This window comes from Desmonostoc vinosum (assembly GCF_059505385.1).
Map to the genome: position 1 here is coordinate 1 of NZ_JCACKM010000185.1, position 12,097 is coordinate 12,097.

At 40.1% G+C, this 12,097-nt stretch carries 12 protein-coding genes and 1 pseudogene; 8 read left to right on the forward strand and 5 right to left on the reverse strand.

Features of this window, described 5'->3' with window-relative positions:
- Position 1 precedes the first annotated feature (1 nt).
- The 4 genes and pseudogenes from AC5JMF_RS23515 to AC5JMF_RS23530 all read right to left on the reverse strand — a co-directional run bounded on the left by AC5JMF_RS23515 (position 2) and on the right by AC5JMF_RS23530 (position 2,629).
- The gene (locus AC5JMF_RS23515; protein WP_495798122.1) at positions 2–190 is read right to left on the reverse strand and encodes a hypothetical protein; all 189 of its coding nucleotides are present in this window, start codon (positions 188–190) and stop codon (positions 2–4) included.
- A 36-nt stretch (positions 191–226) separates the two neighbouring features.
- Positions 227–331 (reverse strand): annotated as a pseudogene (locus AC5JMF_RS23520) (hypothetical protein); the annotation flags it as partial.
- Positions 313–651 (reverse strand): hypothetical protein, encoded by a 339-nt coding sequence (locus AC5JMF_RS23525; protein ID WP_495798123.1) that lies wholly within the window; start codon positions 649–651, stop codon positions 313–315. The pseudogene AC5JMF_RS23520 and the gene AC5JMF_RS23525, both read right to left, overlap by 19 nt.
- Before the next feature lie 796 nt (positions 652–1,447).
- On the reverse strand, positions 1,448–2,629 hold the full coding sequence (locus AC5JMF_RS23530; RefSeq protein WP_495798124.1) for an aldo/keto reductase: 1,182 nt from the start codon (positions 2,627–2,629) through the stop codon (positions 1,448–1,450).
- Between the two features lie 370 nt (positions 2,630–2,999).
- On the opposite strand from AC5JMF_RS23530, the gene AC5JMF_RS23535 reads away from it, so the two are divergent.
- From AC5JMF_RS23535 to AC5JMF_RS23555, 5 genes are all read left to right on the forward strand, one after another.
- Positions 3,000–3,389, forward strand: coding sequence for a hypothetical protein (locus tag AC5JMF_RS23535; protein WP_495798125.1), 390 nt, complete (start codon positions 3,000–3,002; stop codon positions 3,387–3,389).
- A gap of 447 nt (positions 3,390–3,836) precedes the next feature.
- Positions 3,837–4,793 (forward strand): DNA polymerase III subunit delta', encoded by a 957-nt coding sequence (locus tag AC5JMF_RS23540; protein WP_495798126.1) that lies wholly within the window; start codon positions 3,837–3,839, stop codon positions 4,791–4,793.
- 183 nt (positions 4,794–4,976) lie between these two features.
- The gene (locus tag AC5JMF_RS23545; RefSeq protein ID WP_495798127.1) at positions 4,977–6,029 is read left to right on the forward strand and encodes a 3-deoxy-7-phosphoheptulonate synthase; all 1,053 of its coding nucleotides are present in this window, start codon (positions 4,977–4,979) and stop codon (positions 6,027–6,029) included.
- A gap of 530 nt (positions 6,030–6,559) precedes the next feature.
- A complete protein-coding gene (locus AC5JMF_RS23550; RefSeq protein ID WP_495798128.1) occupies positions 6,560–7,366 on the forward strand; it encodes a PEP-CTERM sorting domain-containing protein in 807 nt (268 codons plus the stop codon).
- A 43-nt stretch (positions 7,367–7,409) separates the two neighbouring features.
- Complete coding sequence (locus AC5JMF_RS23555) at positions 7,410–7,883, forward strand: hypothetical protein (RefSeq protein WP_495798129.1); 474 nt, start codon at positions 7,410–7,412, stop codon at positions 7,881–7,883.
- Positions 7,884–7,945: 62 nt separating this feature from the next.
- Here AC5JMF_RS23555 and AC5JMF_RS23560 read toward each other — a convergent pair whose 3' ends face one another.
- A complete protein-coding gene (locus AC5JMF_RS23560) occupies positions 7,946–9,856 on the reverse strand; it encodes an ATP-binding protein (protein ID WP_495798130.1) in 1,911 nt (636 codons plus the stop codon).
- 577 nt (positions 9,857–10,433) lie between these two features.
- On the opposite strand from AC5JMF_RS23560, the gene AC5JMF_RS23565 reads away from it, so the two are divergent.
- From AC5JMF_RS23565 to AC5JMF_RS23575, 3 genes are all read left to right on the forward strand, one after another.
- Positions 10,434–10,646 (forward strand): hypothetical protein, encoded by a 213-nt coding sequence (locus AC5JMF_RS23565; RefSeq protein ID WP_495798131.1) that lies wholly within the window; start codon positions 10,434–10,436, stop codon positions 10,644–10,646.
- A gap of 241 nt (positions 10,647–10,887) precedes the next feature.
- Positions 10,888–11,625: an ABC transporter ATP-binding protein gene (locus AC5JMF_RS23570; RefSeq protein WP_495798132.1), complete on the forward strand. Its 738-nt coding sequence runs from the start codon at positions 10,888–10,890 to the stop codon at positions 11,623–11,625.
- Between the two features lie 91 nt (positions 11,626–11,716).
- Entirely contained in the window at positions 11,717–11,887 is a 171-nt protein-coding gene (locus tag AC5JMF_RS23575; protein WP_495798133.1) for a hypothetical protein, read from the forward strand.
- Positions 11,888–12,097 lie beyond the last annotated feature (210 nt).

A 12,097-nucleotide genomic window follows, 5' to 3' on the forward strand; every position in this document is an offset into this window, starting at 1 on the left:
ATTAAGGCAGCAATGTCTTAAGAATCTCCGTGGCTTTAGCCCGGAGAGTGTCAATTAAGCTATTTCCTGTACCATTGATTGCGGCTGTACCAGTCAAAGTCAGATTTTCTAGATTCGCACCCAGAGTATAGCTAATTGAAGAACGTACACTATCTATTTCTGTGGCTGATGTTGAGGTTTCAATCACCACATCTCCCGCACTATCCACTACATAGGTGTCGTTACCTGAACCACCTCTAAGCGAATCGTTGCCTGCACCAGCCTCAATTGTGTCATTACCTGCACCACCTCTAACATTGTTATCAGCCGGAGTTACAGAAGTAAAGCGAATCGCGTGTCGTTACCACTGCCAGCTGTGACATTTAGGAAAAACTCAAAGCCTTGATAAGTGTTGCCACCAGAAACTATTGTTGCCAAGGTGCTACCATTGATTGTCAAGCTTCTACCCGTGGTATCTGCGGATAAATCAGCATCCACAAGGGTATCAATCCCTGTACCGCCATCAACTGTATCGGTTCCGGCTCCTTGAGTAATAATGTCATTCCCTGCGCCGCCACTAATCTCATCATTACCAGCACCACCATTGAGAATATCGTTGAGTCCCCCACCAATCAGTTCATGTGCCTGTGAGTATGTTATTACCAGCGTCACCTGTAATATTTGCCATAAATTTATCCAGCCTCAAAAGTAGATTTGAAAAAGTTTGACAAAACCAATTTTTCCTTCTGTCAAGCAATCAGCTAATTAATCTAATCTTTGTATATTTAAATCAATGAGCTTTTTAAACATGAGAAAAGAAGCCTAATTTAGCTCTTTTTTATGCTAAATTAAGCATTTATCTGCTTGACAAAAAAATGTTTTAGCGCTTGAGTATCTTATCCTTAATGTCGGAGAATTTTCAAGTAATTTTGATGGTGTTATTAATACATCGCTCAGAGAAAAATCAAGGTTTTTATTTTATCGAAGAAGGAAATAGGGAACAGGGAACGGGGAACAGTTTAAACAATATTTAAAATGTAGGGTGCGTCATTTTCTAAAATGACTAGGTTTCTTAAACTAACGCACTCTAATAGGCGCAATTTTAGGAAGAGTAATTAAGCACAAATAAACCTAGCAATGCAATAAAATGTAAAAATCCTGAAATCTTTGTGATCGATTCATTGTGCTTCCTTGCAATGACAGAAGTATAGTTATGTTTATTTACGCTCACCTGACTTGAAAAAGTTCTGAGTGCTGAGGAGCCAGCGCCGTGCGGGGGTTCTCCCCGTTGAGGCGACTGGCGCTGCTGAGTAAAAATATTATTTCCCTTTTTCATGCGTCCTAGTGTACGCAGTTCATGATGGCTACTTAGATTTGGTTTGTGGTGTTAGTTTAACTGCTAGTAGAAGAGGATGGACGCAGATAAACTTGGATCATTTGTACTTCAGCAAATTATGAAACGCCATATCTATTGTTGCGACAAGCGTTTTACTTCTTCACCTGCTAACATTTGATGGGCTTGAGCGAGAATTTGAGGAATTGTACCGGCGTGGAGACTTTGGGCAAGACATTGGCTGAAATCTAATTCGTTAAGTTTACCGGCTTTGTTGCCAGGAAACCAGTGATTGGCGTTGCCAAGCAGGTTATAGCGCATTTTGGCATACTCTACTAAATCGTAGGCAGTAGCCAAATTCCATAACCACAAAATTACTTTAATATTCACCTGATTGGGTGTTTCTTCGATAGTGGGTAAACCAGTTTGCCAGGATTTTACCCAATCTTCTCCTAAAGTGGCGATCGCTTCTGCTTCTAGTCTTGCTAATATTGGGGGCAAAATTTCTGAGGCCTCATCCAATAACTCTAAAGTTTTTAAATGTTCATCAAAATCTGCTGGTTTTGCTGCCCCTATACTCAAGGTATGCACTTGAGAATGACTCAAACAAAACAAGTCGTTAAACACCATCGGACTCAAAGGGGCGCAAAGATTTACTAACTTTTGCGGTGGTTTATATAACAAACCTCCTTTATCAGAGGGACTAATAATAAATACTCCCATATCGTGTTGGTTAGCTGCTACAATTGCTGCCCAATTCCATTGATTAATGTAATACCAGTGCAGATTCATATAATCAAATTGATTGGTGTTAATTGCCTGGATAATAACATTTGTCGGCCCATGGGTAGAAAAGCCGATAAATTTTACCTTACCTTCTGCCTGCAACTGACGCGCCACATCCAAACAACCACCAGGACGAACACTGTAGTCTAAAAACTCTGCATTATTAATACCGTGTAACCCCAATAGATCAACGTAATCTAACTGAAGATTTCGCAGTGATTGTTCAAATGTTTGACGGAACTGTTTCGCATCTGCTACAGGCGAAACTTTGGTTTGCACTATTAATTGTTCGCGCTTAAACTTGGGCAATATTCTCCCTAACTGCATTTCTGAGGAGCCATAACCACGGGCAGTTTCGATATGATTAATCCCAACCTCTAATGCTCGTCTAATAGTTGCTTCGAGATTTGCTTGGTTATCAGCAGGAATGTCTGACTGGGGAACATCTTGCCATTTAAATTGGTATCTCATGCCGCCGCAAGAAAACACCGGCATCTGTATTTCTGTACGTCCAAAGCGTCTGTATAGCATTACTAGATTTTAGATCGGTTACTTGTACTGAGCAAAATTGTACCCCTATGCTTAAGCAAGTACGTGTCACGTCTCCAACAAAAGAAGTATGAGTTATTAATAAATATGACAATATAAGAGCGATCGCTTTTGGCTTGTAAATGCCTACAACTCACTCCTAGCAAGCATTTAGAATTTTCGGATGAGTCTATTATTCACTGTTCACTGATTTAAAATTGCTACAATTTGCGTTAAAGATGTTTGAGAACAGTGTATTTATTATTATAGGCGATCGCATTCTCAGGCATCTGAATCATTATGTGTGTTATTTTTCAGTTTTTGTATTTCACTAATTGTATTTTTACACTACCATTGAATTTTAAGAGATTTAATGATGAAATTCTTGCTCCTAGCCTTAACTGTTTTGATTGGTGCGCTTTTTGTAACTCCGCGTGCCTATGCTAATGAAGAGAATGTTTCAAATACAACAAATGACCAAAATCAAGCTGCTGTTTTGCTAACAGAACCAGTCACAATTAATGATAGATGGAGTAATATTAACCAAACTAATAATTTCAAACAAACCGCTGACTCTATTTCCATTAAGCAGCAGCGAGAATGTCAAAATATTAACCCACTTGATTTTATTAGTGATGCAGATACTATCTTGAAGCAATGCCAGAAACAAACAAATAATCAAACTTCACCTACTGAACCAATTGAGTATCTTAAAGTTCCTCGACTCGATTCTGGTATTAATGTGACAGTTACCAAATTTTGAGCTAAAAAGTTTACAGTGTTCCTAAAATAATTATAAAAAATCAGAACCCCGACTTATTAAAAAAGAAGTTGGGGTTTTGTAGTTTTCATTTCTTGCAAATTTAAAGAAAGCTACCCACTCATAGGTGGGGTTTCTACCTACCTTGGGAAAAAATGATTAGACCTCTTACAAAAGTCGGATACTCGCCAGAAAATAAATTTTCTGGCTGATAACTCAAGTCGGTTTCAACCGACTAATAACAGTATTTTTAGTCCGTTTCAACGGACTTTTGCTATTAGGCAGAGACTTGAGTCTCTGACGGTTCAAGTATTTTTGCAAGAAGTCTATTCTTTTGCGCCACTTGTGGGCGTAAAGCCTACGGCATAGCTTCGCTTAAAGTACCTCACTTCTTTTCATAAATAGAGTAAAGATAAAAAAAGCAAAAAGCCCACTTAATAAGAAAATAGAATGACTATTAATCAGCCATTTACACCCGTGATAGGACAACAGCAAGCTATAAAATTACTGACTCAAGCTGTTAGACAAAACCGAATTGCCCCAGCATATATATTTGTAGGGCCAGAGGGTGTAGGACGGAGTTTAACAGCACGGTGTTTTGTAGAATTGCTATTTTCTCGTCAGACACAAAATGCTGGTGCTTTACAAAACCGTTTGCTTCATGGCAACCATCCTGATTTGTTGTGGATACAGCCGACTTACAAACATCAGGGACAACAACTAACACCAAAAGAAGCAGCCGAGAAAGGACTCAAGCGTAAGGGGTTGCCAGAAATTCGGCTAGAACAAATTCGCAAAATCACGGAGTTTCTTAGCCGTCCGCCGTTGGAAGCACCAAGACATATAGTAGTACTAGATCAAGCACAGACAATGGCAGAAGCTGCGGCAAACGCTTTACTCAAAACTTTAGAAGAACCGGGACAGGCAACATTAATCTTGATTGCACCTATGCTTGAGTCTGTATTGCCAACCCTGGTTTCACGCTGTCAACGGATTCCTTTTTATCGCTTAGATACACAGTCTTTAGCTTTTGTTCTGACTCAAACAGGACATGAGGAAATTTTGCAGCATCCAGCAGTGTTGAGTATAGCAGCTGGCAGTCCTGGAAGGGCGATCGCCTCCTATGAGCAATTGCAATCTATCCCCTCAGAGTTGCTGCAAAACCTCACCAAAGCGCCTTCATCCTATCGCAATGCCTTGGAGTTAGCCAAGAAAATTGACCAGGATTTAGATACAGAGGCACAACTGTGGCTAGTCGATTATCTCCAGCAATCCTACTGGCAAAAGTGGCATCAGCCCAGCATTATCAGTCAGCTTGAACAAACCCGTAAATACTTACTTTGTTACGCCCAGCCACGCCTAGTTTGGGAATGTATGCTTTTATCGTTATGTCAAAATGGGACATAGGAAATATGGAAAAAGACTTTATTTCCAGCAATTAAAAACAGCTATACTACTATAGCGATCACTGGAAAAGGTTAATTCCCCACTCCCCACTCCCTATTTTTATGTCTGCAAATGTAATAACTATCTGTTGTATTTTTGACCAAAAATGTGTATATTAAACTCCACGATTGCTAGATCCTCACCATGCAAAATAAATTATTTAACGCTAACATCGAAAACTCCCACGTCTTATTGACTCCACATGACGTGAAAGTAAAATTACCGTTAACAAAATCAGCAGAACAAACAGTTTTAAGATATCGGCAAGAGCTAGAACATATCCTAGATTTTCGGGATCGCAGAAAATTTATAGTTGTTGGCCCATGTTCAATTCACGACCCCAAAGCAGCACTTGATTATTCCCAAAAGTTGAAAGTTTTAGCCCAACAAGTCAAGGATAAATTGCTGCTAATTATGAGGGTTTACTTTGAAAAACCCAGAACAACTGTAGGTTGGAAAGGGTTAATTAATGATCCAGATATGGATGATTCTTTCCATGTAGAAAATGGTCTATTAATTGCGCGATCGCTACTTTTACAAATCACAGAGTTAGGATTACCTGCTGGTACAGAAGCGCTAGATCCAATCATACCTCAATACATTAGCGAATTGATTAGTTGGTCTGCAATTGGAGCGCGGACAACTGAATCACAAACTCACCGAGAAATGGCAAGTGGTCTTTCCATGCCTGTAGGTTTTAAGAATGGTACTGATGGCAGTGTGCAAGTAGCTTTGAATGCCTTACAGTCAGCCAGAAATCCTCACAACTTTTTGGGAATTAATCAAAAAGGACAAGTGAGTGTATTTCAAACTAGAGGTAATGCCTACGGTCATGTAATTTTAAGAGGTGGTAGTCAACCTAACTTTGATGCTGCAAATGTCAAATTAGTAGAAGAACAATTAAAACAGGCTAGTTTACCACCGAGAATTGTAATTGATTGCAGTCACGGTAACACGAATAAAAACTATAAATTACAAGCAGCCGTATTGGAAGATGTAGTTCAACAAATAGTAAATCGCAATACATCAATAGTCGGTATGATGTTGGAATCGAATATCCATGAAGGTAGTCAGCCTATTACTCCTCAACGTCAGCAATTGCAATATGGCGTCTCTGTAACTGATAAGTGTATTGGCTGGGAAGAAACAGAAAAAATCATTTTGGCAGCTTACGAACAACTCAAGCAGTTTCGTTAACTAGTGAAATATAGCCGCTGTATGGTCTTGGAGTCCAAGCCTGAAAGCGGCTTTTTGATATGTCTATTTACATTATTTCATATTATAAAGATTACATGTAGTGAAGAGTCAAAAGCTACTATTGTGAAGTCTTTACAGTTTTTGTTACTAGTAAATTATGCTTATCAACCAATAAACAACAGTTTTTAGCTGCTTAATAGCATGTTATTGCATTGATATTTATTTACAAAACATAAACATATAAAGAGTATATGAGAAATTTCAATCAAACAAATTTCTGTGTTAGTAGTAGTTATGTTAGCAACTTTTTAAAGATAGTTACGTAATTCCACTGAAATATTTCATATATGCATTGCTATGGAGTTATGAATGCTTTTGGTAATGCATGTGTGAGACCTAGATGCCCAGGAATGGTGAAAGATGCGATCGCATTTAGCTGTTCCTCTCAAATTTTGCTGAGCTAGTTTACCTATGCTGAGCCAAATTGGCTTATGGCTAGCAGAATACCTTAAGGAGAGAAAAATCACAACATGACGATAGGAATTATCCATCAAGCTAAATCAATTTTGCAGCGGTCTTTGATCAGATTCGCGATAGTTGGTACAACTTTGTGTCTGACAAGCACAGTAGCATCTGCATTTACGATCAAAATCACAGATCCAGATGTTACACACAAAGCCACTAGCGGCAAATTCATTACTACCCTCGATCCTGATACTCATTCACCACTGCCAGCAGGGACAACAGAAGCCATCCGCAATCTATTTAAAACAGATTACCCTGAATTCACTTACGTTGCAGGGGGAGCAAGAGAAGGAGTACTCACGATTAGCAAGTTAGATGCTTTTCAGGATGGTACCCAAGGAGGTTTAGATATCATTGCCAACTTTGCAGGTGCTGCTTCATCAAACATTTACCGTTGGATTCAGTATATCGAATTGAGTTCTATTAAGCCGCCCTTCAAAGGAGCGAAAACTAGTCCTTTTACTGATCCTCCACCAGACGATAGAGACGACAAACTACCATTTTACGAAACTGATACTGAAAGAAACACTGAGGGAACAGGATATGTTACAGGAGGGAATCTGAATGACAATCCTCGGTTTTGGGATGGCCCTCGTGCTAATAATACCAGAGCGCCTCTCACATTCCATTTGAATCTCTTCCTCACAGATTTTGACAGTGCCAAGAAGACGGTGACAATCTACGATGGTGTGCAGTACGGGTTTAAAATAGAAAAAGTTCCCGAACCTATTACCATTCTTGGCTCCAGTGTGGCTTTAGGATTTGGAGTTTTGTTTAGAAAAGAATTTTCCCGAAGGAGCAAGAAATCCTGATCAAATCATCAACATGTCATTTGCAAAATTCAAGGTTCTTGCCATGCAAACTGTAGCTGCAATGTCAGTTATAGTGTGTTTGACGGGATGCATCAAAGTAGAGACAAATATATCTCCCTCTGAGGATGCATTTTTATATGTGCATTATTTTGGTGAACAAGCTAAGCCTTTTCCTTTTTTGATTTTAACGCCAACTAAAGGTCGAGAAACTACCAATCTGCAACAGATACTTGCTCGCTACTCTGTAACAGCTAGACGTTACATTGTGTCAAGGCAAAAATTTTTCGACATTTGGCAATTTCTAATCAAAGAATATAACTGGCAAGATTTACCCGTCTCATCTCCTGTTGGAGATGATCTGTTTGAGATTGTTCTCTGGGATCAAATACCTAAGCAAACCTTGATGGATAGACAAAAAACTCGCACCCTCCTACAGCACATCTTGACAGTGGAGGGTGGTTTAGATTCGCGTCTGACAAACGAAATCGAGACTTTGATTCGACGATTGTCTAATTGAAGTGTCAATTCAAGAAAATAGCGATCGCCTAATTTTTGAAAATGCGATCGCTACTCTTTAACTTACAACACTGTACCAACTTCTTTCAAATAAACCCGTGTAAATGGTTCTTCTTCACCTAAAGAATAATCTTCAATCAACCCTTTACGACGGATAGAAATATCGTTTGCTTTCCTAATTACCACAGTAGAGTCATCGAAGACATCCCGCACTAGCATCATTTCAATTTCTGTGGGATTATCCAAGACTACCATGTTACTCCCCTGATAAAACATCCCCTGTGCTTCTAGAGTATCCTCCTGATACTCAGCAATCAGCAAATCAAGTTTGGGATTACGTAACAAAGTTTGGACATTAGTATTGTAATCTTTGCTTAATACTTTTTTCGACCGATTCACAAAAACTGCGTCACGACAAACTGCGCCGATGATCCAATCAGGATGTTGCAAAAGGATATGGTCAATCGTTGTTTGCAGTTCTTCAACTGAAATTTTATTAAATGTGATAATCGGTATCCTGGCATCTGCACTCGACTCAAAAAAAGTTTCTAAAATCCGCGCAGGCACATCGACACTTTCGCCAACAGCCGGGTTAAGATGCATCAAAATCCCAGGTGCAGCATTAATTTCCAAAATCGCAAAGTTGCCAGACTTCCAAGATTCTGCAAGATTCTTGGTAATAACATCAATTCCTAGACAAGTTAAGCGAAAATGTTGGGCAATGTCTTGGGCCAAGATGATATTGTCATGATGCATTGTTTGAGTAGCATCAATGCTCACACCTCCAGCTGAGAGATTAGCAACTTTACGCAAGTAAACAGTACGGTCTTCTCTAATAACACTATCTAAAGACAAACCCTGTTCTTCTAGGTAGAGTTCCATCGCCTCATCACACTGAATTTTACTCATCGGCGAGGTAGGTGTATCCCAACGTTTGGAGTTCCTATTTTCTCGCCAAATCAATTCTTCAATAGTGGAACGTCCATCTCCAACAACCCATGCAGGACGGCGTTCGGTAGCAGCAACGAATTTACCATCAACACACAACAAGCGAAAATCACTGCCAGAGATGCTTTTTTCGACAATTATCCGTGTTGGCTGTTCTTCAGGAATTGCTGCAAATGCCCTCCTGTATGCAGATTCTAGTTCTTTGGCATCTTGAACATCAGCCGTTACACCAATTCCTTTGTGACCTACCACAGGCTTAATCGCCACTGGGTAGCCTATTTCCCTAGCTATTGCTAAGGCTTCCCTTTCAGAAACAACGATATCACCATGAGGTACTGGGAAACCTAAAGTGTATAAAAACGCCTTACAATCATCCTTGCGGGTGGTGAAATCGGAATCGATATGACTATCACAGTCAAACGTCGTAGCGATACCTCGAATGTGCCTCTTTCCCAGTCCATACTGCATTAGCCCTTCTTCCCATAAATAGAAGGTGGGAATACCTTTTTCGTTGGCTGTTCGCAATAGAGAGTAAACGGTGGGGCCACCATAAACAGATTGTCGGAATCTATTTTGTAGTCTCGTCAGTTGTTCATCAAACAAAAAATCTTCGTCTTGGGTGATGGTTTCAAACCAATCCCACGCAAAGTAAATTACCTCTCTAGTGGTGCGTTCATGTAGTGATTGCACACTAATTCGCGCCCCTTTGGGTTGGGATTTGACACTCCAACGATTGAGGTGCAAACCCATTTCTAATTTTCCTACCTCTGACGCAGTTCGGGCGAACAGATGAGCGTGAGATTCGTAGGTTTGATCGCTCAAATGGGGATAGCGATCGCTGATAATTGAAAGATATTTCTCTATTGGCAAAGGCTCTGTGTACACAGTCAAAGCAAAATCGAATACCAGTGCCGCCGTATCTAAATAGGGATTTGGGCCGATGTAATACTTGAAGTTGAAAATATCGAAAACATCCGTTTTTCTAGCATTGACCCTAATTGCATCAGTGCTTGTTTGTTGAACCATTGATTGTCAACCTTTGGCTAAACACCCTGAAAATTGTAACTCTAAGTTGCGTTTATCCAGACTTATTGATTGTAAACAAGACTCATTTAACTGGCGCATACGTTTTCTGGCATGAATCAATATTCAAAGTTAAGCCTTTAGGTTATTGACTTTTTACCTTTGTTAAATAGAGTTGGAGTCAGAGGGCCGTTTTTGTAAAGGGGATTTATATCCCCTCCAAAAACCTTTCGCCTTTTAAGGCATTAGCGTAGCGGGACGAAGTCCGGTTTTAGACCCGATTGTTTCCATAACTTGGCTCTTGCAAATTTAAATATTTGCCTAAGTAGCCGAGAATAATTTTGCTACTAACCTTAGCAACCCGAATATAAATCTATTGTCAAGCATTTTCACCTATCCCAAGGCATAACTAAGCAATGAGGGTACTGGAGAATAGTCATAACTAAGCCACGACTCTGTTCTCCACACCCACCCCAAAGGGGCTTTGTAAAAAATTAAAAATATAACCTTTGAAAGGTGCAAAACTTTGACAAAACTTGTATAAATTTTAAAGATACGCTATTAAGGAGACAGCAAAGTCATGAATAGCACCCAAGCTCCCCCAAAACATTTGAGAGACGAAGTACAAAAACTTGCCGAAGAAGCTTTTCACAGCAAGTTAATTTCTGGATACGGAGATGGCCCAGACGCAGAAGAATACCAAATTGTTTATCAGGGTAAACCTAGACATCTGCCTTTAGAACAAGCACGTTTGTTCTTAACTAACCTACTTTACAGAAGCCGAATTCATTAGAAATGATCGCGGTCAAATCAATTTTCATACTTTGGTTGCTAACTCCCAGCAATTTATCCTTCATTCTTTGTTTAAAGGATTGTCAAATCTATTAGGTGAAACCAAAATTTAACAAAAAACATCGGGTGGGATTTTTGATCCCATCCGTAATTGGTTTGTAATATTTTTTATAGCCTAATATATATTTAAGATTTATTTCCAAGCTATTCAAAATCATGGCTTTTTTAAAACCAATTTTCTTATGTCAAATACTATTGCAATTACCGATTCTTTACTTCCTAATCCTGTACCTAAATCATCAATCATTCGTTTAGAAAATATCTTCAAAATTTACGGTAGTGGTGAAACTGAAGTCAAAGCGCTCAATAATGTGAACTTGACTATCTACGAGGGCGAATATTGTTCAATCATGGGGCCTTCTGGTTCAGGTAAATCTACAGCCATGAACATTATTGGTTGTTTAGATCGCCCTACTACTGGACATTATTATTTAGATAACATTGATGTGGCACAAGTTGATGATCAATCATTGGCACACATTCGCAACAAAAAGCTGGGGTTTGTGTTTCAACAATTCCATTTGTTACCTCAACTCACAGCCCTAGAAAATGTGATCTTGCCAATGATATATGCTAATGTAAATTTTGCTGAAAGACGCGATCGCGCCACAGAAGCATTGACACGAGTAGGTTTAGCAAATCGCCTCAACAACAAACCAACCCAACTATCTGGTGGACAACAACAAAGGGTAGCGATCGCTCGTGCCATTGTCAACCGTCCCGTTGTCCTGCTTGCGGACGAACCAACAGGCGCATTAGATTCGCGCACTACCCAAGAAGTATTAGACATCTTTGGCAACCTCAACGCCACTGGCATCACGGTGGTTATGGTAACACATGAACCAGAAGTTGCCCGCCAAACCCAACGCATTATTTGGTTTCGTGATGGTCAGGTAGTAGACTCCAACCCGGATTTTTAAGGAGGAATTGAGAACTTGTACTGAGCGGAGTCGTTCGCGTAGCGTCTTCGACAGGAGAAGTATTGGGAATTGTCATTTGTCATTAGACCTCTTGCAAAAGTCGGATACTCGCCAGAAAATAAATTTTCTGGCTGATAACTCAAGTCGGTTTCAACCGACTAATAACAGTATTTTTAGTCCGTTTCAACGGACTTTTGCTATTAGGCAGAGACTTGAGTCTCTGACGGTTCAAGTATTTTTGCAAGAAGTCTATTCGTCATGATGCGACGCTCCTGTGTCGCTCTAAGCGAAGCTATGCCGCAGGCTTTACGCTGACGCTCGTACCTCGCTACCGCTTCGCTATCGCGGACTCGCTACCGCTACGCTAACGTCATTTGTTATTGATTATTCTCCGCGTCCCCGCGTCCCCGCGTCCCCGCGTCTTCCCCAGTCCCCAGTCCCCAGTCCCCAGTCCCCAGTCCCCAGTCCCCAG